The 21,334-nt window shown below is 61.3% G+C and carries 16 protein-coding genes and 1 other RNA gene; 16 read left to right on the forward strand and 1 reads right to left on the reverse strand.

Annotated elements, in window-relative coordinates:
• Window positions 1–291: 291 nt before the first annotated feature.
• The 13 genes from LG373_RS11875 to recR all read left to right on the forward strand — a co-directional run bounded on the left by LG373_RS11875 (window position 292) and on the right by recR (window position 14,608).
• Complete coding sequence (locus LG373_RS11875; RefSeq protein ID WP_370632912.1) at window positions 292–891, forward strand: recombinase family protein; 600 nt, start codon at window positions 292–294, stop codon at window positions 889–891.
• 210 nt (window positions 892–1,101) lie between these two features.
• Window positions 1,102–1,341, forward strand: coding sequence for a hypothetical protein (locus LG373_RS11880; protein ID WP_114566261.1), 240 nt, complete (start codon window positions 1,102–1,104; stop codon window positions 1,339–1,341).
• A gap of 312 nt (window positions 1,342–1,653) precedes the next feature.
• Window positions 1,654–2,163, forward strand: coding sequence for a PadR family transcriptional regulator (locus LG373_RS11885; RefSeq protein WP_216528783.1), 510 nt, complete (start codon window positions 1,654–1,656; stop codon window positions 2,161–2,163).
• Window positions 2,156–2,536, forward strand: a complete 381-nt coding sequence (locus LG373_RS11890) for a NifB/NifX family molybdenum-iron cluster-binding protein (RefSeq protein ID WP_225749868.1) — start codon at window positions 2,156–2,158, stop codon at window positions 2,534–2,536. The genes LG373_RS11885 and LG373_RS11890 overlap by 8 nt, the downstream gene beginning before the upstream one ends.
• Window positions 2,537–2,688: 152 nt before the next feature.
• The gene (locus LG373_RS11895) at window positions 2,689–5,406 is read left to right on the forward strand and encodes a hypothetical protein (RefSeq protein WP_225749869.1); all 2,718 of its coding nucleotides are present in this window, start codon (window positions 2,689–2,691) and stop codon (window positions 5,404–5,406) included.
• A gap of 54 nt (window positions 5,407–5,460) precedes the next feature.
• Window positions 5,461–6,837, forward strand: a complete 1,377-nt coding sequence (gene hisS, locus LG373_RS11900; RefSeq protein ID WP_225749870.1) for a histidine--tRNA ligase — start codon at window positions 5,461–5,463, stop codon at window positions 6,835–6,837.
• A gap of 51 nt (window positions 6,838–6,888) precedes the next feature.
• The gene (locus LG373_RS11905; protein ID WP_225749871.1) at window positions 6,889–7,560 is read left to right on the forward strand and encodes a hypothetical protein; all 672 of its coding nucleotides are present in this window, start codon (window positions 6,889–6,891) and stop codon (window positions 7,558–7,560) included.
• Between the two features lie 813 nt (window positions 7,561–8,373).
• The gene (gene aspS / locus LG373_RS11910) at window positions 8,374–10,152 is read left to right on the forward strand and encodes an aspartate--tRNA ligase (protein ID WP_114566266.1); all 1,779 of its coding nucleotides are present in this window, start codon (window positions 8,374–8,376) and stop codon (window positions 10,150–10,152) included.
• 226 nt (window positions 10,153–10,378) lie between these two features.
• Window positions 10,379–10,472, forward strand: an RNA gene (gene ffs, locus LG373_RS11915) — signal recognition particle sRNA small type.
• A gap of 98 nt (window positions 10,473–10,570) precedes the next feature.
• Window positions 10,571–11,233 carry a VTT domain-containing protein gene (locus tag LG373_RS11920; protein WP_114566267.1) on the forward strand — a complete coding sequence of 221 codons (663 nt, stop codon included), beginning with the start codon at window positions 10,571–10,573 and terminating at the stop codon, window positions 11,231–11,233.
• Window positions 11,234–11,414: 181 nt separating this feature from the next.
• Entirely contained in the window at window positions 11,415–13,601 is a 2,187-nt protein-coding gene (gene dnaX, locus LG373_RS11925; protein ID WP_225749872.1) for a DNA polymerase III subunit gamma/tau, read from the forward strand.
• Window positions 13,602–13,680: 79 nt separating this feature from the next.
• On the forward strand, window positions 13,681–13,989 hold the full coding sequence (locus LG373_RS11930; protein ID WP_114566269.1) for a YbaB/EbfC family nucleoid-associated protein: 309 nt from the start codon (window positions 13,681–13,683) through the stop codon (window positions 13,987–13,989).
• Between the two features lie 22 nt (window positions 13,990–14,011).
• Window positions 14,012–14,608, forward strand: coding sequence for a recombination mediator RecR (gene recR / locus LG373_RS11935; protein ID WP_225749873.1), 597 nt, complete (start codon window positions 14,012–14,014; stop codon window positions 14,606–14,608).
• Window positions 14,609–14,948: 340 nt separating this feature from the next.
• On the opposite strand, the gene LG373_RS11940 is transcribed toward recR, so the two are convergent.
• Complete coding sequence (locus LG373_RS11940; RefSeq protein ID WP_225749874.1) at window positions 14,949–16,409, reverse strand: helix-turn-helix transcriptional regulator; 1,461 nt, start codon at window positions 16,407–16,409, stop codon at window positions 14,949–14,951.
• A gap of 258 nt (window positions 16,410–16,667) precedes the next feature.
• On the opposite strand from LG373_RS11940, the gene LG373_RS11945 reads away from it, so the two are divergent.
• The 3 genes from LG373_RS11945 (at window position 16,668) to LG373_RS11955 (ending at window position 21,274) form a co-directional block, all read left to right on the forward strand.
• Complete coding sequence (locus LG373_RS11945) at window positions 16,668–18,518, forward strand: FAD-binding protein (RefSeq protein ID WP_225749875.1); 1,851 nt, start codon at window positions 16,668–16,670, stop codon at window positions 18,516–18,518.
• Window positions 18,519–18,768: 250 nt separating this feature from the next.
• Entirely contained in the window at window positions 18,769–20,124 is a 1,356-nt protein-coding gene (gene mobB / locus LG373_RS11950; protein WP_225749876.1) for a molybdopterin-guanine dinucleotide biosynthesis protein B, read from the forward strand.
• A gap of 1 nt (window position 20,125) precedes the next feature.
• Window positions 20,126–21,274, forward strand: a complete 1,149-nt coding sequence (locus LG373_RS11955) for a 4Fe-4S binding protein (protein ID WP_216528789.1) — start codon at window positions 20,126–20,128, stop codon at window positions 21,272–21,274.
• Window positions 21,275–21,334: the final 60 nt, after the last annotated feature.

Here is a 21,334-nt window from a genome sequence, read left to right on the forward strand (position 1 = left end):
GGCGGTCTTGACGGCTGCATCTGCAATTGCGGCCGCAGCGAGGGCTGCGTGCGTTGCCGGATCCGGGCATGCCGGGGAACAAGAGGTTGCGGGGATGCGCAGACCCCGCAACCTCTTTTGCGTTTTTGAGGTTCGAAGAGCTCCTTTCGCACGTTTCCCTTGGCTTCTCTACGAACTTCCGACGAATACGCAACAAGTGCCAATCGCTTGACTGAGAGCGGGCGTCGCGCGTGGCTTTGTGCCATGGTGAAGGGGCCGGCCGTTCTCCGAACGGAAAGGAGACCAGTTGTGGTGATGTACGGGTATGCAAGAGTTTCCAGCAAGGATCAGAATTTGGATAGGCAACTTGACGCGTTGGCGGAGTTTTCCGTTCCTATCGCCAACGTGTACACCGATCGCATGAGCGGCAAGAACTTCGATCGGCCTGGTTATCAGGCTTTGACGGGCGTTCTTGCGCCGGGCGATACGCTGGTGATCAAGAGCATCGATCGCCTGGGTCGAAACTATGACGAGATCATCGAGCAATGGCGATTTTTGACCAAGCAGCTGAACGTGGACGTTGTGGTGATGGACATGCCGCTGCTCGATACGCGAACGAGCGAGCGAAACGTCACGGGCACGTTTATCGCGGACATCGTTTTGCAGATCCTTTCGTACGTGGCGCAAGTCGAACGCGAGAATATCAGGCAGCGCCAAGCGGAAGGGATAGCGTCGGCTCGCGCTCGCGGCGTGCGCTTCGGCAGGCCGCCGAAGCAACTGCCCTGCGATTTCGGGTACGTGTACTCGATGTGGAGGGAGGGCGCGATTGGAAGCAAAGAGGCGGCGAGTCGGCTCGGAGTTGCTCGGAGCACGTTTTTCAAATGGACGCGCGAGTACGATGCCACGCGGTGAAGGTATATTTAAGTTCAACAGTAGGATTTCGGGTCTGAAAAAGTAGACGTTATTAGACCGTGTGGCAAGGCGCGTCGTACCGTCGAATACGCATGCCCTTCCTGAGTGCGTTTCTCGATCTTTAATAAAATACGATAATAGCCGACCGTTTCGAAAAAGTCTGCTATTTCAGCCGGAAGATGGGCAAGGGCAGAGGGAGGAACGCTTGTTGTGATCATGTCCCTGCTCGATTATCTGGTTTTGAATACATCTGCCGCTTACCTGTCTGATCTGCGCTTTAGGCTGGGGGAATGTGCCCATGCCTTGCGGGAGCTCGACAATCCGGAGGCATTCGCCCTTGATGAATGGAACCGGGCGGGCGTCTATCTGGTTTCCGCATACAAGCCCCAATCTTCATGTCGTGCCGCTCAAGATGCGATCGTGCGCTCTTTGGACGCGGTTTCGTCGTAGCCTTTCGTCGTGATCGGGGCTTGTCGCATTGCGAGGCCGGTGCGTCGACGAATCTTCCTGCTTGCTGAAAACCGCCACCGCCGTGAAATCGCGTGCCGTTTCGTTGCGAGCTGAACCCTCGAAAACAGCCGTTCTTGAATTCGTCGCTCTCCAATGAGCGGGCGGGGATCGGGCGAAACGAGCGCATTGTCGCGCTACGTTCCGTTTTGTCGTTCGTAGAAAGACTCCTTTCGACATCTATATGTTGACAGCATGCATGTTGAAGGAGTATATATGTTCATGTCATATAGTACCCTGCATGAAGGAGGCGCTATGCCGCAAGGTGATTGCGAAACGTCGGGCACCCGAAACGGCGCTTCTTGCGGCGAGTCCGGTTTGGGAGCGGGCCGCAAGCCCTGTTGCCGCAGGCGAGGCGGCGGCGGTGGCGCGCTGGTGGAGCCGGCGGCGTTGGCTGCTCTTTTGCATGCGGGCGGATACGGGTACGACATGCGCAAGATCATTCTCGAGAAAACCGACGGTCATGTAGACGTTGACGTGGGCGGTCTGTACCGCAGCTTGCGTCGATTGGAAGAGGCTGGCGCGGTGGTGTCTCGCTGGTGCGACGAGGAGTCGGGCCCGCGAAGGCGGGAGTACGAGCTGACGCGCATCGGCGTGGAGATGGCCGAGCAGTGGCTCGAGGCGCTTCGCGATCGGCAGCGGCTTGACGAGTTGCTGGTCGGGTTGTTGGAGAGCGGTTTGGAAGAAGCCGACCGGAGCGTTTCCGCGTCGGATGATGCGGATCGAAGCAGCATCGCTTCGAAGAAAGAAGGAACAGATGAGTGAAACCATGAAGCTGGCCGTGCCCACGATGGGCCAAGCGGGGCTCGAATCTCAGCGAGCGGGTCACTTCGGCCATTGCGATTGCTTTACGGTGGTCGAGATCGTCGACGGAGAGATCGCCGGAACGACCGAGGTTGCGAATCCGCCGCATGAGGAAGGCGGGTGCTTGCGCCCGGTGGGCCTTCTTGCCGACGCCGGCGTGAACGCGATCGTGGCCGCCGGCATGGGGATGCGCCCGCTCATGGGCTTCAACCAAGCGGGCATCACGGTCTACTTCGACAATCAGCATCCTCTGGTAGGCGATGCCGCCAAGTTGGTTGCAGCTGGCGACGCTCCGGTGATGTCCGCCGATCAGGCTTGCAACCATCATCACTAGGATTCCTCCCGCCCGGCGGCGCCCTTGCCGCCAGCGGCGACGCTCTTCTTCTGGAAGCGCCCCCGGAAAGCATGTGCGATCCGGGGGCGCTCGATGTTGTGCGGTGCTTCTGTCGTGCTATGCTGCTCGGATACGACCAGGAAGGAACATCCGTGCAGCAGGTAGCAGGGCAGGACGGTCTGTATCGCATGAATGCGGGCGACAGACTCTTTAACAAGGTGCATGTGCTTGAGGCTGGGATGCCTCCCATTCCAGGTGCGTTGGACGAGCCTGGTTCGTACGGGTTCGTCTCTCGGGGGCTGCCGACGCCCGGCACGGGCGGATCGTACGTTGTTGCGCTTCCCGACAAGCTTACGGTGCGCGTTCTGGCTTACATCGATCCGTACGGACGCGTGTTTTCGACGTCCGAAGCGCTGAGCGCGCCGCCCGCGCGCCAGCCCGATCTCTCGTTCGCTCGCTACTCCGACCAGGCTTCTTCGTCGCGCGAGGAACGTGGTTGCGTGTACGTGCACGAAAAGGATGCCAAGCGCGAGGTCGCGCAGTACCTCAGCGCCCAGGGGAGGTACGCGCTGTTCGACTCCTGGTACGATTTCGGGCCTTATGCCGGAGGGCTTCGCTACGATCATGCGATGGCCCGCGCTTACCTGGCTTTCGTGCATCGGCCGTCTTTGGGCGCGCCGGCGGTACCCGAGCGTGGCCTCGAGAGCGTGTTCGAGCACTTGCGCGGCGACAAGCCTTTGGCGGCCATGCGCTCTATTGTTCTCGACGCGCGCAAAGCCGAGAGCGATCCTGCGTTCCGTCCTCCCGCGCTTGTGCGGTGCTTGGCGCAGTGGCTGGAGGACGCGGGGCTGGACGACCTCAAAGGCCGCGGTATGGAGGACGAGCCGGTGCGTCTTGTGCGGACTTCTCGCTACGCTGATACGTATTATGTGGCGGTCGATGACGAAGAAGCGCGGATACCTGCGCCTACGATATGGGCGCTTGAAGCCGCCCTCAATAGGTTCTTGCTGGTCAAAGAGGCGTTTGGGGATCGTGCGGCGTTTGCTACCGACGTTGATTGCGCGCGATGGGACGCGTACCTCATCGAGGCGGCCGCCGTGCAGCGCCCGCAGCTTGACCGGGCGGTTGACGCGCCCGAAGGCAACGAGGGCGGCGAATGGGATGCTCGCTGCAGGATTGCCGCTGCGATCGAGCGCCTGCGCTTGCCGTTTCGGATCGACGCGTCCTTTCGATTGGACGTTGCAGCAGGCGCGGTTGCCTTTGACGTGACGGTTCCTGACGCCTTGCTTATGCCGACGTGGGTTTGGAGCGAGGGCGTCGATCAGGATGCGTCGGGAAGCTGGCTCGAGGCTGATTGGGAGTTTCGCGATGCGCAGGCGCGCCGGTACGCTTTGCACCTTGGCTTGGTCTTGGTTTCGATCGCGTTCGAGGCGGTGGCGTCGGCGATCAGGGTGGATGTGGCGGTGCGTCCTCTTTCCCGGAAGCAGGGCGACCAGGCATCGGAAGGGGGAGAGTTTCCGCAGGAAGATCGGGCTCCCGCGTATGTTCAGGCTGCGTTCGACCGTGCGACGTACGAGCGCTTCGACGGTTTCGAGCAGGCTCGTGCGTTCGATCCCCTGCCTGCGTATCAGGCGTGTGCCGCCTGCTTCGATGGCGACGATGCTCAGGCGTTCGCGTACCTTGAAGGACTCGCCTCCAGTTCCGTGCGCGCCGATCTTCCTGAAACGTGCGACAAAGAGCTTTCCGACAGCGTCCGTTCCGTGTTGGGGGCGGATAGCAGCCGCGACATGCGCATCAGCTACGATGCGGCGTACCGTCGGTTGGCGGAAGGGCTGGCCGATCGCATCGTGCAGGCCGAAAGCGCTTCCGATGCCATTCGCATCGTTCGCGTTGCGCAGGAGGAGGCGGCCGCGGCTTCTGACGATCGGGCCGTTTCTTCGTGCACGCGTTTGATGGCGGCGCTTGCCGCCGGCAGCTTGGACGCACGCGACCAAAACGTCGTGGTTGGCCGGTACTTGGGGGAAGATCGCTGCCTGGTTGCGCTTGGCCGTGCGAAAGCGCTTGCCGAGCATGATCTGGGCCAGGCGGTCGACGTGCTGATCGATGCGGTGGCCGAGGCTGCCGCGCTTGACGGGTTCGTCGACGGATCGTCAACGGCGTACCGAGCGTTCGACTCGTACGTTGCCCGCGTTCTGTACAACCGAGCGCGATATGCGGGCGCGGGCTATCCGTCGCGCGCCGTACGCGATGCGGGCAAACGCGTTCGGCTTGCCACGGATACGTTCTACCTTTGCCATCTGGAAATCGTGCGTCTGCTGGAGCATTCGTTCGAGCGCGCCGACGAGGCGCAGCGATACGGGCGTCGCGCCGTTGAGATAGCGCCCGCGACGGCCGCGGGCTATCGTCAGCTGGGTCGCGCGTACATGCTGGTAGGGGATATGGAGAACGCTTCCGCAACCCTTCTGGAGGGCCTGCGCATAGCTTTTCAGCCAAGCGATATAGCTATGGCTTACTATCAGTTGGCGTACGTGCTGTGGAAGATGGGGCGGGCGCGCGATGGTGCGGCTTGCTATTTGAAATCGCTCGCAACGTCGTCTATGGTGGCTGTTCAGGCTACGGCCGAGCTGCAGGAGCTTGTCGGGGAAACGGGCATCGATCTTCCCGCGCGCGACCAGGTGGATCTTGAATTGACGCGTGCGGGGATTCCCGTGGCGCCAACGTCGGACGTGCTGGACGCCTTGGACGAGGCGGCGGTTGCGGCCACCGACGAGGGGATGTTTCGCGTGGCTCGCAGCCTGATGGCCGCGCGGTCGCGTTACCGGCCGGACGATGCGCTCGTGAACGTGCTTCGTTCTTTGGAAAGCTCGTAGGTCTTTTACGTTACAATGGCAAGATTCCGAACAATAGAAACGAAGGGTCGACCCATGGCAATTCAATCTCCCGAGGGAACGCGCGATCTTCTGCCGGACGAGGCGAAGTTCTGGACGCATTTCAAGGCGACGGCGGCGGAGATTTTCGGTCGCTACGGTTACCTGCCGATCGAAACGCCCATCTTCGAGCAGACGGAGCTGTTCGTGCGCGGCATTGGCGAGGCTACCGACGTGGTGTCCAAGGAGATGTTCACCGCGATATCCGGCGAGAATCTGAAAAAGCTCCTGGAGGGCGGCAGCGTGAAGGCGAAGAGCCGCTTGTCCATGCGCCCTGAAGGAACCGCCGGCACGGTGCGAGCCGTGGTGCAGCACGACTTGGTCCCCCAGGGAGCCGCTCCTGCAAAGCTCATGTACGCCGGTCCGATGTTTCGCGCCGAGCGTCCTCAGAAGGGACGTCAGCGCCAGTTCAACCAGGTGGGCATCGAGTGCTTGGGCGCCGAGGATCCCAGCGTTGACGCCGAGGGCATCATCATGCTCATGCGGTTCTACGCCGCGATCGGCATTCCCGTGCGGGCTACTCGCCTGCTGGTGAACTCCATGGGGTGCGAGACGTGTCGTCCGGCGTACCGCGAAGCCGTGAAGACGTACATGGACGCGCATGCCGACGAGCTGTGCGACGAATGCAAGCGCCGTGCGGAAATCAACCCGCTGCGTGCTTTCGATTGCAAAAACCCTGGCTGCGCCGCCGTTATGGAGGGTGCTCCGAAGATAACCGAGCATTTGTGCGACGATTGCCGCGAGCACTACCTGTCGGTGAAGACGTACCTCGACGGCGCGGGCTTGTCGTACGTCGAGGACCCGACACTTGTGCGCGGCTTGGACTACTACACGCGCACGGTGTTCGAGGTTCAGGTGACCGAGGGAATGGGAAGCCAGAACGCCATCGGCGGAGGCGGCCGTTACGACAAGCTGACCGAGGAAGTCGGCGGCCGTCCGACGCCGGGATTCGGCTGGGCTCTGGGTTACGAGCGGTGCGTGCTGGCGCTCGAGGCGGCCGGGCATACGTTCCCCAAGGCGCAGCGCTGCGATTTCTTCGTTGCGTGCGTTGATGCGAGCGTACGAGCCGAGGCGTTCTCTTTGGTGCAGGCGTGCCGCGATGCGGGGCTTGTGGGCGAGATGGACCACCAGCGTCGCAGCCTGAAAAGCCAGTTCAAGCTTGCCGACAAGCTGGGGGCTTCCATGGTTGCCGTGTTGGGACCCGACGAACTGGCCCGGGGCGAAGTGACGGTTCGCAACATGCAGACGCATCGCGAGCGCGCGATAGAACTGTCCAAGATCAAGGCTCTGCTGGCTCATTTCGGCGGCGAGCCGTTCGATGGGCGCGCGCCTTCGGTCGATGAGGTGTTCGGCGGTTTGGACGACGCGGAATAGACGCGCTTGCGCGTTCGGGACGTTCGGGCGCGCTGTCTGAGGAGGCTTGGAATGGCTGCTGGCAAATGGAGCGGTGTTGCGAAGGGTGCGGGCGCTGCGGCGAAGTTCGTGGCGACCCATCGAAGCGAGATCAAGGCGGCAGCTGAAGTTGCCGCAGGGGTAGCTGCCGAGGTGGCGCCCAAGGTTGCTCCGGTTGCCAAGTCGGCTGCGGACAAGGCGGCCGCAGCAGCCAGGCAGGCCCGGGCAAGCGTCGAGCAGGCTGCGCAGGGAGTTTCCGATGCGCGGACGGAGGCCAAAGGGCAGAAGGAAGAGCAGCGGGTTCGACGCTCGGCAGTGAAAGACGTGCTCCAGGCGGCTGCGGTAAAGCTGTCGTCGCGAGAGTTTTTGGAATCTTGGGACAAGATGGCGGGCTTCGATCCGGAAGGCGTGGCCCATTACCTGGAGATTCCGGGGTGCTACGTGATCCTTCGTTGCAAGCACGCCGTGAGGGACGACGACTACTCCTCGTACCACGGCGTGTACGTAGGGAGTTCGGTCAACCTGGGAGCGAGCATTCGCGAGCACTTGATCGGGTTGGGCAATCCGGACGTGTACGCAGACGTAAAGTATCGTCAGCCTGTTTACATTTTGGCGTTTACCCAGGCCGAAGGGATCGAGGAGAACCGAAAAGGCCTGGTCGACTTGCTGGGCGCGGACGAGTCGTACAACAAGCCGAAAGTGTGACGACGTGGTAGCGTCCCGCATGCGCCGCGAGTGCCTTGCGCTCGCGGCTGGCCCCTTGCGCTCGCGATGTTGCGTCCCGCGCATGGCTGGCCCTGCACAGGACGGGCTCTTGCGCGCGGCTGGCCCCTTGCGCTCGCGATTCCGGCGTTCTTGGCAGGTTTTGACGGTTTGAGGTCGTCCGAGACGCCCCTTCCCGAACACGCGAAAAATCGAGCTACGTTTCCCCAGGTGAAATGCCATCTCCGATGAGAACAACATGCAAAGCGACATCAAGAGCCTGTCGCTACGACCTCAAACCGCAAGAAACTGCCACGCAGGGCGGTTTTTCGCGCGCAACCCCTTGTCTGCAGGGGCACGAGCAGGGTGTCGGGCCTGTGGGCGCGTGGCGCCGATGCGACGATCGTCGGCGATGCGCGGAAGGCGGCCGGAGCGTGACGGCTCTCGTCGATGGCGCAGCGTCGTTGACGCGGTTCGTCCGATAGAGGGCTGCCGGGTTGAAGCTTTCGGCGAGGCTGCCCGCTTGGCTGCCTTCTTCGCACGGCCTGATTCGTCTTGCGTTCGCGCGATGCAGTGCGGTCGCGACGTTCGCGTTCGACCGCAGGTTGCGGCAGCTGCGCCTGGGCAGCGAGATGAACCGCATGTTGGCGGATGCGGCGTTCTAGCGGGTTGTTCGCGCGCATTTTGCATGAAAAGACGCGATCAGGGGTTTGTTTTCCCTCGTTTGCCAGTACAATGACTAGGTTTGAGTAACGTCTGCTGTAACTACGAACGGCAGATGCAGATAGCAGTGCCAAGGAGCAAGGAACCATCATCATGACGGACTTCAGGAACGAATACTGCATGCACACCGCCACGTGCGGCGAGCTGCGCAAGAGCGACGTGGGGCGCGAGGTCGAGCTGTGCGGTTGGGCGTGGCACAATCGCGACCACGGCGGTCTTATCTTCATCGATCTGCGAGATCGTACGGGTTATACGCAGGTGGTCGTCGACCCCGATTGCGTGAGCGTCGACGACTTCGCGAAGGCCGAGCATTTGGGTCGCGAGTACGTGCTCAAGATTTCCGGCACGGTGCGCGAGCGCGGCGCCGAAGCCGCAAACCCCAATATGGCTACGGGCGAGATCGAGGTTCTGGCGAAGGCCGTCGAGGTCTTGAACACGTCCGTCACGCCTCCGTTCTCGATCGAGGACGGCATCGAGACCGACGAGACCACCCGCATGAAGTGGCGCTACCTGGATATTCGCCGTCCTGAGATGTTCGAGGCCCTGCACTTGCGTCACAAGGTTGCCCAGGCCATGCGAGGCGCGCTCAACGATCGTGGCTTCCTGGAAGTGGAAACCCCCATTCTGGCGAACTCCACGCCGGAGGGCGCGCGCGACTACATCGTGCCCAGCCGTCCGAACCCGGGCCGTTTCTACGCGCTTCCGCAAAGCCCCCAGCAGTTCAAGCAGATGCTCATGGTGGCCGGCGTCGAACGCTACTACCAGATTGCCCGCTGCTTCCGCGACGAGGACCTGCGCGCCGATCGTCAGCCCGAGTTCACGCAGGTGGACATCGAGATGAGCTTCGTGCGCGGCGACGACGTCATCGACATGATGGAAGACGTCATGGCCGAGACGCTGAAGGCGGTGGGCGTGGACCACGAGTTCCCGCTGCAGCGCATGCAGTACGCCGAGTCCATGGAGCGTTTCGGCAACGATCGTCCCGATACGCGCTTCGGCATGGAGCTCAAGGACATCACCGACATCGTGAAGGACACGGGCTTCAAGGTGTTCTCGAGCGTGGCCCAGTCCGGCGGCGTGGTGAAGGCCATCAACGCGAAGGGCGCAGGCGACTGGAGCCGCGGCGAGGTCGAGAAGCTGGCCGACATCGCCGCCGAGAACGGCGCGAAGGGCATGGCTTGGATCGCGTTCACGACGGACGGCAACGAGAAGAGCCCCATCATTAAGTTCTTCAGCGACGAGGAGTTCGCTGCCCTCAAGCAGGCTATGGACGTGGAGCCGGGCGACCTGCTGCTGTTCGCGGCCGACAAGCCCGCGGTGGCGAACGCCGTGCTGAGCGCGCTTCGCTTGCACATGGCCGACGCACTCAACGTTCCGCGCGAGGGGCATCAGCTCCTGTGGATCGTGAACTTCCCCATGTTCAAGTACGACGAGGACGAGAAGAAGTACGCCGCCGAGCATCATCCGTTCACGCATGTGCTGGACGAGGACGTGGACAAGATCGAGTCTGCTCCGCTCGAGTGCGGCAGCTATTCCTATGACCTGGTCATGGACGGCTTCGAAGTGGGCGGCGGCACCATCCGTATCCACAATGCCGAAGAGCAGCGTCGCGTGCTGCGCGTGTGCGGCTTGACCGACGAGGAAATCGACGAGAAGTTTGGGCACCTGATCCACGCGCTCGAGCTGGGCGCTCCGCCGCATGGCGGCATCGCCCTGGGTCTTGACCGTCTGGTCATGCTGCTGGGCGGCAAGTCGTCCATTCGCGACGTTATCGCGTTCCCGAAGACGAGCTCCGCGAGCGACCCGATGACGGGCGCCCCGAGCGCTGTGACGGGCCGTCAGCTCAAAGAGGTCAACCTGCGCACGCTGTAAGGGCGCGTAATCTCTCATCTTGTCGGGAGCTCGCTGCGCAAAGGCGAGCTTTCGATTGGCGGGAGCAAGGCGGGGGAGCGGGGTCATCGACTCTGCTCCCCCGCTTCATTTAAGCTTGCAACGGGTCTGTGTACTTTTGGTTGCTTCAAATAAGTCGGTTGGCTTGGATTTTGCGAGATCGTATATACTAATGCCTCGCATGCGCGAGCATGTTCGAGAATATCTCGGATGGGCCGGGGCGGCGCCATGTTCCGAACCTGGTCAGGTCCGGGAGGAAGCAGCCATAAGGGACCGCTGACGAGCGCCCCTGCCTATCCGGGATATTCTTTTATCTTGACGGCTTGCGGCCGACGGGTTGGCCTGCCTTTCCAGCCGACCGGGCGCGACTGCAGTTTCGAGTGCGCTTCGAGGAAACCCCATGGAAATCATCCAGTTCTTCATTGACTTGCTGCAAGACCCTCGCGGCTTCATTGCCGAATGGATTGCGGCGTTCGGCATGGGCGCGTACATCCCCATCTTCTTGATCATCTTCATCGAGACCGGCGTGGTTATCATGCCGTTTCTGCCCGGTGATTCGCTCCTGTTCACGGCGGGTTTGTTCGCGGCCGATGGCGGCGGCTTGAACTTGGCGCTGCTGCTTCCGGTGGTGTGGGTGGCGGCGATCTTGGGCGATTCGTGCAACTACTGGATCGGTCGCGAATTCGGCAAGCACATCATCGATTCCGGGCGCGTCAAGTCGATGACGCCCGAGCGCATCGAGAAAACCGAAGGCCTTATTAACAAGTACGGCCCGCTGGCGATCTTCCTGGGTCGTTTCTTCCCGTTCATCCGCACGTTCGTGCCGTTCTTTGCAGGTTTCGGGCACATGCACTACCGCAAATTCTTGCTGTTCAACATCATCGGCGGGATTACGTGGTCCACCGTCTTCGTGCTGCTGGGCTACTTCTTCGGCGGCATCCCGGTGGTGCAGGAGCATTTCGAGCTGGTGATCGTTGGAATTGTGGCCATTTCCCTTATACCGGCCGTAGCGGGCGCGATCAAGGCGAAACTGAGCTCCTCCAAGGCGAAGGCTGGGAAATAACCCGATCGTAGCATTGTGACGCTGCCCCTGCTGATGCTGTGGTGGCGCGCTGCGGCGGCTGCGCGGAAAGCGCGCTTCTTCTATAATGGGCAAGAACGCAGAAAACGCGGGCGCATGCCAGTGCAGGGCGCCCGCGTTCGCATAACCACGGATGCATACGGGAAAGCGGGAGCCGCGCGCTATGGCAGAGGCATTGTACAGAAAATACCGGCCGCAGATATTCGAAGACGTCGTTGGCCAGGAGCATATCGAACGCACTATCAAAAACGCGATCGAGCAGGATAAGGTAAGTCACGCGTACCTGTTCACCGGCCCGCGCGGCACCGGCAAAACCACTACGGCGCGCTTGCTTGCCAAGGCGCTTCTGTGCGAGCACGGCCCTACGTCCGAGCCTGACGGAACGTGCGATGATTGCACGATGATTGCCAACGGCGAGCATCCCGACGTGTACGAATTGGACGCCGCAAGTCGCACGGGCGTGGAGAATGTGCGCGAGGAGATCATCGGTCGCGTTCAGTTCGCTCCTACGCGCGGTCGGTACAAGATCTACATCATCGACGAGGTTCACATGCTGTCGACGGCGGCGTTCAACGCGCTGCTCAAGACGCTTGAAGAGCCGCCGAGCCACGTGGTATTCGTGCTGGCTACTACCGATCCCCAGAAGGTTCCCGAAACCATCCACTCGCGCTGCCAGCGTTTCGATTTCCGCCGCATTTCGGCTGAGTCCATCGTGTCGCGACTGGGCGCCATCTGCGTGTCCGAGGACGTGGAGTTCGAGGGCGAGGCGCTTGACCTGATCGCCCATCGCGCTGAAGGCGGCATGCGCAACGCGCTGACCTCGCTTGAGCAGCTTATCGCGTTCGGCGAGGGTAAGGTTACGCTTGAGGTGGCCGAGCGCATGCTGGGCGGGGTGGATACGAACGATCTGGCCGAGATCATGCAGGCCATTGGCAAGCGCGATGTGGCCACGTGCTTTCGCTGGACGGCGGAGTTCGTGGAAACGGGAGCCGATCTGGCTCAGTTCACGCGCGATTTGGCCGAGCATGTCCGCAATCTGTACGTCATGTCGCTGACCGATGCCGACGTTGCTTTGGAAGTGGGCGATACCGAGCGGCGCGAACTGGTGAGCGAACTGCCGCTGTTCGGGGCGGATCGCCTGTCGCGTCTGCTCGGCGTGCTGGGCGACTTGTCTGCCGAATTGAAAACGTCGACGAATCCGCGCTTGTCGTTCGAGATTGCGCTCACGCGCATGGTTCGTCCCGATTCGGATTTGACGCTCGAGGCGCTTGCCGAGCGCATCGAAGCGCTGGAAAGCGGGCATTCGGCCGTTGCCCACGTGACGTCGGCGGCGGCTCCGGCGGCCGTTCCTGCGGCGGCCCCGGCATCTGCGCCTGTCGCCCAGCCTGCCCAGCCCGTTCAGCCTGTTCAGGTTTCGCAACCTGCCCAGCCCGTTGCGGCTGTTCACGCTGCGCCCCAGCCTGCACCCGCTGCCCAGCCTGCGCCTGTGTCGCAGAACCCGGCGCCCGCGGCCGCTCCGTCCGCGACCGCCTCTCCGGCTTCTGCTGCTCCTGCGGCTTCCGCTTCCGCCGCAGTTGTCCAGGCGGATCCTGGCGCACTGGCGGCGGCTTCGGGCCAAGTTGCCGACAGTCTGCAAAACCCTGCGGCTCTCCAGCGCGTTTGGCAGGCTGTTCTTGCTACGCTCAAGAAGAACAAGGCCGCTTACGGCGTTTTGTTCCTTAACACGAAGGCCGTGTACGATGCGGGCAAGCGCATCCTCTTGATCGAATTCCCTGCGGAAAACGCCTTCGCGTTCAAGGCTGTGCAGAAGCAAGATGTCCAAGATGCCGTGTCCGCCGCATTGGCTCAGGCGTGCGGTTCCGCGGTGCCGTTCGCGTATTCGCAGGCCGGTGCAAGCGCCCCCGCGTCTCCGGCTGCTGCTTCCGCTGCTCGACCCGCTTCGGCGGTCTCCGCATCTCCTGCGGCCTCTGCCGCGCCTCGTGCGCAGGCGGCCGCATCCCACGCGCAGGCTCCGGTCGCTTCGACGTCTCGTCCGCAGCCCCAGCCCCAGCCCCAGCCGCAGCCGTCTGCGGCGATGCCGGCCTACGATGTTCCTCCGTACGAGGACGAGCAGGTGCCCTACGACGACTTCGACGTTCCTGCGCCTGCGATGCCCGATGCTTCGCCGGTGCCTGCCGCGCAGCCGGCTCGGATGCCGCAGCCTCAGAGCGCGCCCGCTTCCATCCCGGCTTCGGCACCTGCTTCAACCCCTGCGACCGTGCAGAGCTCTCCCGCCGACCCCAGCGACCTGCAAGCCATTCTTGCCGCCGGTTTTGGAGCTGGCGTGGTTGTGGAAGAAGTGAAAGAATAGGAATCCGCGCCGTTCGAGGTTCGGTTGATGTGCCGGACCGGTCGATCGCGTGCTAACGAACCTGAAAGGAAACCGTACTATGGATATGAAGAAGATGATGAAGCAGGCTCAGAAAATGCAGATGGAGCTTGCTCGCGCGCAGGAAGAAATCAAGGACATGACGTTCGAGGCTACGGCTGGCGGCGGCATGGTCAAGGTTGTTGCGACGGGCGACATGGCCATCAGCAGCATCACGATCGATCCCGAGGCCGTTGACCCCGAGGACGTGGAAATGCTTCAGGATATGGTGACGGCTGCTGTCAACGAGGCGCTTCGCGGCGTGTCCGACATGAGCGCCACGCGCCTGAACGCCGCGACGGGCGGCATGAGCATCCCGGGCCTCATGTAGATCAGGCGAAGGGGAATTTGTCATGCACGCAGCGCCGTCTATCCAGAAACTGCTCGATGAGCTGGAGCGCTTGCCTGGAGTTGGTCCGAAGTCCGCCCAGCGCATAGCGTACTGGATACTAAATGCCGATAAGGCGACGGCGCTGCGTCTTTCCGAGGCTATCGCCGAGGTGAAAGACCAGGTTTGCTTCTGCAAACGCTGTTTCAACTACGCCGAGGACGATCTGTGCGAGATATGCCGCTCGTCCAAGCGCGATGCGAGCACGATCTGCGTGGTAAGCGAGCCGCGCGATATTCCTCCCATCGAGCGAACGACCGTCTATTCCGGGGTCTACCACGTGCTGGGGGGCGCGCTTTCTCCTATGGAGGGCATCGGGCCGGATAGTCTGCGCATCGCCGAGCTTATGAAGCGCTTGGCAAGCGACGAGGTCCAAGAGGTTGTGTTGGCGACGAATCCCAACGTGGAAGGCGAGACCACGGCTGCGTACCTTGCGCGCCTTATCAAGCCGCTGGGAATTCGCGTCACGCGCCCCGCAAGCGGTTTGCCCGTAGGCGGCGATTTGGAGTTTGCCGACGAAGTCACGCTTGGTCGCGCTATTGAAGCTCGCAGGCCGTTGTAGCAGGCGCAGCGAGCGTCCGTGCGTGACGGCCGATGCCCGCGGGGGCGTTTTCGGGCATAAAAAGGGGACGTCTCCGTCCCAAAGATAAGAAGAAGGGTTCTGCCCCCTCCAAAAAACAGAACCCTTTTCTTTATCGAAGCATCAAGCTTCTGTAAAGCAGGTTGTAGTATACCACCGATCTCCACGAAATCACAACATGTTTTTTCGGCGAATAGCAAAGGGCTATATTGACCTGGGGAAATACTTGCTCAGAAAAGCTTAATATTCCAAAGCGTTTCCTTCTTGAAGCGGTCTCTGGAGCGTTTTCGCGACCTTCGCGCGCTACGTTGCAAAGCGGTTTTTAGGCGCGATCCTTTGTGAGCTTCAGTATGTCTTCGCGAGACGATACCTCCAACTTACGGTAAATATTATGAATGTGCGTTCGGGCGGTGTTGGGAGAGATGAACAGCACGTCTGCGATATAAGCCCCGCTGTGTCCTTCGGCAAGATACGAAAGGATCTCTTGCTCGCGGGCTGTCAGATTGTACGTTTCGGCCAGTTGGGCGCAGCGCACGGATGCGGGAGTGGGGCCGGCGTTCGATTGTCCTGTAGGTTCGACGCGGTCGTTTTCGTCGCTTGAGGTCCATTGCGTTTCGCGCTGGTATCGAATATGCGACGAGAAGACCATCGCGAATGCGTACAGCGTAGTAATTATCGTCACTACGATAGGGGTTACGTGGTCGTCCATCACGGTGGCAAACGCTTGGCCCGTGAACGACGCGGCTGCAAAGAGGAAAACCGCAAGCGAAAAGACCGCGTCAGATGGGAATTCGCCCGCATTGGCTATGGCGCACAGTGTTGCAAGGGTGAGTATGGCCGCTAATGCGTAGAGGGCATACGTGAGGTACGTTGCCAGCTGTTCTCCCTGGCCTACGGTAGCCGTGATGCTGGTGACGGCTAAGAGCAGCATGGCCATAAGCGGAAGGAACGTTTGATGCATACCGCCGCGCAGCGATAGCTGCCTTTTTCTTAGCAATGCATACGCCAGAAGAATTGCTGCATCGAGTGCAAGCATGGCTAGGTAGGCGTCCTGGCTTTGGTTGAACGACGTGCGCATTACCGCCATAACGAAAGCGAATACGATCAGACCAAGGCCTGGAGCTGCAAGGACATCAACAAGGGATGCGGCGATTGCGCGCGGTTCGCCAGTTGACCGGCGTTTCGCTTTTTTGCAAGAGGGGACGGTTGCGCCAAGCGCCAACGGTACGATGACTGCTGTTATTGAAGCCAGTACGAACAGCGCGGTTACGCCAGCCAACGGTAGAATGCTGTAAAGATGGCATAAGAGCGCCGAGAGGATGCTAGCGAGAGAAACTATTTCGAGGGCGCGTTTGATCTTGAATCGAGTACACACGCGGCCCCAGGCAAGCACTAAGCACGTGTCTGCTAGTGCCGTGGTGAAAGCGAGTGCCACCACCGAGGTTGTTCCGAAGCTGCCGGACCAGGCGAAAAGAGCATACGTAAGCGAGCAGCAGAGGTAGATTGCCCCTCCGAACGAACTGAGCATCACGTAGGGAACGCGTTTTCCGGCAAGGGTGAGCCCAAGGAACAGGGCCCCTAAAACGGTCGCGCACAGAAGCGTGGTCTCGGCGAAGGTTCCTATGAAGGACTCGGCGTGCTCGAACCTTAAAAACGATATGACGGCACCTGAGTAGATTAGAAGCGTTGAAAACAAGCAGCCTAATCCTACGACCAAGGCGATTGCGGTCATTGGCGACTCGTTGGAAGTTCTTGGTTTCTGGTTGTCGCATGCCTTGGCCATGCGGTTCCTCCTGGCTGCTTGGGGCAGGCTGCATTATAGCATTGCTACGTCTCTTCGTTAATCAAAATGCTTGTTTGATCTGCTGAAACGCATGAGATTGAGAACATCTACGTAAAAACGTTGAGCGCCTTTGCCTTCGCTGAAGGCGAAATCAACGGTTCATCGGATAGCGCCAAACCGGTCTTCTGGTCAGGATGGAGCATGTTGAAGCCAACGCAGTGCACGTTGGGAGTTGGAGAGCGAAGGAGAGGGAGAGCGATGGAGCTTTCACGAAGGAATTTCCTGGCAGGAGCGGTGAGTGCTGGCGTCCTGGGCGTCATGGGGCTAGCCGGCTGCGCTCCGCAGCCGGCTAAGGAGCCGGTCAAGGGAAGCGCGGCTGCGGGCGAGGCCGCTTCGGCCCGCCCGGCATACTATATGTGCGACGAGAATTGGCTGGGATCCGCGCCCGAGATTGCCGATGGCGACATTGCGGAGACGAAGTCTTTCGACGTCGTGGTAGTGGGCGGCGGTCATGCTGGCACGCAAGCGGCGTTGGCTGCTGCGCAAGAGGGCGCGAGCGTGGCCGTGATCGAGAAGCACAACGACGGCGAAATCGTGTATCGGGGCGACGACATCTGCTCGTACAATTCGAAGCTGCTGGAAAGCTGGGGCTTTGGTCCGTACGACCTGAACGAAATCGTGAACGAGTACGTGCGTCGCGCTAATGGACGGTGCAGCACCGATGTCATTCGTTCGTTCGTGTACAACTCGGGCGAAATGATGGACAATCTGGCCTCGCTCGTCCCCGACACGTCGAACGTGTTCGATTACAAGGGTGGCGAGTGCATCGTTCAGATCGCTTACGACAAGCCGAACGGAAGCGATTATCCGGTGGAGGTGTCCGGTTACAAGATGTGGGCATCCACCGTGCAGACCGTTGGTACGAAAAACGCTAATCCGGTGGGCAAGAATGGCTTGACGGACGTTTCCCGCTTGGCCGAGCTCGAGACGTATTGCCGCGATGCCGCCGAGGATTTGGGCGCGAAATGGTTTTGCGGCCATGCGGCGGTGCGTTGCGTGCAGAGTGACGAGGGCGCAGTCCTTGGCGTTATCGCTCAAGATGCCGACGGATCCTATGTGCGCTTCGACGCATCCAAGGGCGTTATCCTGGCCACGGGCGACTTCGGTGCCAATACCGACATGGTGTGGGAGCTTTGCTCGGAATGCGCTGAAAACGCCGAGCGACATGGCGTGGATCGGGAGACGTTGACGGGTATGACCGACTGCGATGGCTCCGGTCATAAAATGGGCTGCTGGGCGGGCGGTGCCATCGAGAGCCATCCGCGCCCCGTGGCCGGCGACGCGCCTTCCATTTCGTTCGGTCCCTGGGGTTCGGTTCCAAGCTTGTGGATGAACTGCAAGGGCGAGCGCTTCATGAACGAGTCGTATGCGGGGTTGGTGCTGGCTCAGTCGTGCCGTCAGCCTATTGATCTCGAAGCGGCCATGGTGGGCAACTTCGCCATCATGGATAAAAAGCACATGCAGTATATTCAGGCGGGCGGCCTTGATCACGGTGCTCCTAACTGGGGATTTCCTGAGGGCATCGAAGAATATCGGGCGCAGATGGACGGCGCAGACCCCTCTGCTGGCACCATTGAGGTTCGCGGTCTGGAAATTGCGAACCGCACGAGGCCGTTTGTGAACGAGGTGTTCGTCGGGGCTACCGTGGAGGAAGCGCTGAAAAATGCCGGGCTTTCCGGGGAGGCTCTCGAAACCGCAAAGGCCACGGTCGAGCGTTACAACGAACTGTGCGCTGCTGGAGTGGATGCAGATTACGGCAAGCCGGAGAATCTGCTCATTCCGATCGACGAGGCCCCGTTCTATATTGCCAAGCAGGGCACCGAGCGCTTGTACGGTCCTGGCCTGAACACGCTTGCGGGCTTGTGCGTCAACGGAAGCTACCAGGTGCTTACGGCTTCGAAAAACGATGTCGTCAAGGGCCTGTATGCGGTGGGCAACACGATGGGCGAGCGCTACGGAAACGCTTACAACTGTCCCTCTGCGGGCAACAACATGGGCAACGCCATGACGAGCGGCCGCGTGGCTGGCAAGCATGCTGCTCGAGGCTAAACGACTCGCGACGATGCTGGGAACGGCGAGCGAGCGGTGATGCAGCGCACCGTCCGTCCGCGCATGTCGGCATCGTCTTTTCCTCCCTCCTGCGAAGGCCGCGCTCGAGCGCGGCCTTCGTGCGTTCGGGCGCGGCCGGCATGATCGGTTGCTGGAGGTGGACTCCGATGCGCCGGTGCCGCCCGCGTTCGCGTTTGCGCTCGCTTCCTGTCAAGCTCCCTTCCGTGCGTCGTGCTATACTGAGCGCCGAATGAACAGGGGGAAGCGCATGGTGAACATTCCTAGTCCGGCGGTGTCCATAGTTGGACGCCATAATTCGGGCAAGACCACGCTGATCGAAAAGCTTATCACTGAACTGGTGGCTCGAGGCCTCGACGTGGGTAGCGTGAAGCACCACAGCCACGTGGGCTTCGATATCGATATTCCCGGAAAGGACTCGTATCGCCATCGCGCCGCCGGTGCAAGCGAGACGGTGATTGCGGCTCCGGGCCAGATGGCGCGCGTGAAAACCGTCAAAGGCGAAATCGAGTGCGCTGAAATCGTGCGCAGCATGCCCGGTCATGACATCGTGGTGGTGGAAGGCTATCGCAAAAGTGGGCTTCCCACCATCGAAATCATGCGTTCGGGCAACGAAGCCGACGCACGCGTAGCCGACGTGTTCGCCGAAGGCGCGCGTTGCGGTTGGCCGCTCGGCACCGACTTCACGCAGTTCACGCGCGGTACGGTTCCTCCTGCTGACGACCCGGCCGCTCACGAGATGCTCGAACGTTCCCAGCAAGCGCCTGCTTCAGCAACGGGCAGTCACTTCGCCGTGCAGCATCCCGATCATGCCGATATCTCCAACAAGCTTCCCACGGCGCAGACTGTTGCCGTGGTGACCGATATCGCCGATGCGCATCGCGCTGCCGAGACGTACGGCATCCCCTCGTTCGATTTGAACGACGTTTCCGGATTGGCGGATTTCGTCGCGCAGCGCTACGCTCGGCCGCGTGTGACCGTGGTGATCCAGGCAGGCGGGGAGAGCCGTCGCATGGGTCAGAGCAAGGCGACGGTTCCGTTCGCGGGCCGCCCCCTTATCGCCCGCATGGTCGAGCGACTTGCTCCCGCTTCGGATGACTTGATCATCACGACGAACGAGCCGGAAAACCTGACGTTTCTGTACGACATGTTCCCGCAGTACCGCATCCAGTTCGTGCGGGATGCGTGCGAATGCCGCGGTGCGTTGCCGGGCCTGTTCACGGCCCTGCAGGCGGCCGGCAACCCGTACGTTGCCGTAGTGGCGTGCGACATGGTGTTCGCGTCGCCGTCGCTTGTTGTTGCCGAAGCCCTGGCCATGAACGAGTCGGGCGCCGATGTGGTGGTTCCCATCAACAAGCACGGCTACGAGCCGTTCCATGCGATGTATCGCCGTTCGGGCTGCCTGCCTGCTGTGATCGCGGCGCTCGGCCGGGGCGAAAAGCGCGCCCAGGCGTTCTTCGCCGATGTGAACGTGCTCGAATTCCCGCAAGCGCGCGTCTTGGAGGCCGAACCCATGGGCGGCTGTTTCATCAACGCGAACACGCCCGAAGAACTGCGCTCGTTGGAAGAATCTTTCTTGGAGGGGTAGCATGCCCAACCTTATCGACATAGTCGAAGTGGCGGAAGCGCTTGAGAGCAAGGCCGTCTACTTGGCCTCCGATCGCTGCACGGTGGTGCGCAACCGCCATTCGTCCTGTACGAAGTGCTCGGATGCGTGCCCGACCGGCGCAGTTGAGGCGGTCGACAACGTGCTGTCGCTTGACAGCGATGCCTGCGTGGCATGCGGGGCCTGCACGACGGTCTGTCCCACCGAAGCGCTTATTCCGTTGCAGCCGCTTGACGAGGACCTTGCTTCAAGCGTGGCGGAAGGCGTGGTGAATACCGAAGGGATGGCCGTATTCGCGTGCGCTCGCATAGCGTCGAAGCGCGTGGGCGATCCCCGACGTTACGCGGAGGTTCCGTGCTTGGCTCGCATGGAAGAAAGCGTGCTTCTGGGGCTTGCCGCGCGCGGCGTGGAGGATATCGTGCTGGTTGACGGCACGTGCTCGACGTGTAAATTCAGAGCGAATGTGCCGGGGATCGACGCCACCGTTCGTTCGGCGAACGATCTGATTGCCGCGCAAGGTTCCGAGATCCGCGTGAGGCGGGCGTCGGCGTTTCCCGAGGAAGTGTTGCTGCAGGACAAGCGCAGCTTGCTGGGTGAATCGCGCCGGGGATTTTTCACCAGCGCTCGTTCGCGCGCGGTGGATGCGGCCGGGAAAACCGCCGAAGTGATGGTGTTCAAAAACGATGGCACCGCTGGTCCGTCGCTACGCGATCGCCTGCGCATGTCCGACGCGGGAACGCTTCCGCAGTTCAACCCCGAGCGCCGTATGCGCGTGCTCGACGCCATGGATGGGCTGGGCGCTTCGACGGTGCCTGAAATCGATACGCGGCTGTTCGGGTCGGTGTCGATCGACGAAGAAGCATGCAGCTCATGCGGCATGTGCACGGTGTTCTGTCCTACGGGAGCGCTCAAGAAGAGCGAGATGAAGCCCGCGGACGGCGAAGGCAGCTTCCTTGAATTCTCCGCGGCCGATTGCGTGCAGTGCCGCCTGTGCTCCGATGCATGCTTGAAGAGTTGCTTGACCGTAAGCTCTACGGTGAGCACCGATGAGCTGTTCGACTTCGAGCCGCGCCTCATCCATCTGCCGAACCCTCCGAAGCGCACCGGTATTCTGGGCGGCCTGAAGCGCTAGTCGAGCATTCGGATGCGGGCGGTCTCTTTCTGGGGTATGCTAGGCTTTGAGCTTGCCGGA

It is taken from the genome of Paraeggerthella sp. Marseille-Q4926 (assembly GCF_916618935.1).
In the GTDB taxonomy this organism is placed as follows: domain Bacteria; phylum Actinomycetota; class Coriobacteriia; order Coriobacteriales; family Eggerthellaceae; genus Paraeggerthella; species Paraeggerthella hominis.

What these genes read in the sequence shown, in the direction of transcription:
- LG373_RS11885 (WP_216528783.1), top strand. Translation starts at nt 1,654, where the DNA reads ATGCCGCAAGGTGATTGCGAAACGTCGGGCACCCGAAACGGCGCTTCT.
- LG373_RS11890 (WP_225749868.1), top strand. Translation starts at nt 2,156, where the DNA reads ATGAGTGAAACCATGAAGCTGGCCGTGCCCACGATGGGCCAAGCGGGG.
- hisS (WP_225749870.1), top strand. Translation starts at nt 5,461, where the DNA reads ATGGCAATTCAATCTCCCGAGGGAACGCGCGATCTTCTGCCGGACGAG.
- LG373_RS11905 (WP_225749871.1), top strand. Translation starts at nt 6,889, where the DNA reads ATGGCTGCTGGCAAATGGAGCGGTGTTGCGAAGGGTGCGGGCGCTGCG.
- aspS (WP_114566266.1), top strand. Translation starts at nt 8,374, where the DNA reads ATGACGGACTTCAGGAACGAATACTGCATGCACACCGCCACGTGCGGC.
- LG373_RS11920 (WP_114566267.1), top strand. Translation starts at nt 10,571, where the DNA reads ATGGAAATCATCCAGTTCTTCATTGACTTGCTGCAAGACCCTCGCGGC.
- dnaX (WP_225749872.1), top strand. Translation starts at nt 11,415, where the DNA reads ATGGCAGAGGCATTGTACAGAAAATACCGGCCGCAGATATTCGAAGAC.
- LG373_RS11930 (WP_114566269.1), top strand. Translation starts at nt 13,681, where the DNA reads ATGGATATGAAGAAGATGATGAAGCAGGCTCAGAAAATGCAGATGGAG.
- recR (WP_225749873.1), top strand. Translation starts at nt 14,012, where the DNA reads ATGCACGCAGCGCCGTCTATCCAGAAACTGCTCGATGAGCTGGAGCGC.
- LG373_RS11940 (WP_225749874.1), bottom strand. Translation starts at nt 16,409, where the DNA reads ATGGCCAAGGCATGCGACAACCAGAAACCAAGAACTTCCAACGAGTCG.
- LG373_RS11945 (WP_225749875.1), top strand. Translation starts at nt 16,668, where the DNA reads ATGGAGCTTTCACGAAGGAATTTCCTGGCAGGAGCGGTGAGTGCTGGC.
- mobB (WP_225749876.1), top strand. Translation starts at nt 18,769, where the DNA reads ATGAACAGGGGGAAGCGCATGGTGAACATTCCTAGTCCGGCGGTGTCC.
- LG373_RS11955 (WP_216528789.1), top strand. Translation starts at nt 20,126, where the DNA reads ATGCCCAACCTTATCGACATAGTCGAAGTGGCGGAAGCGCTTGAGAGC.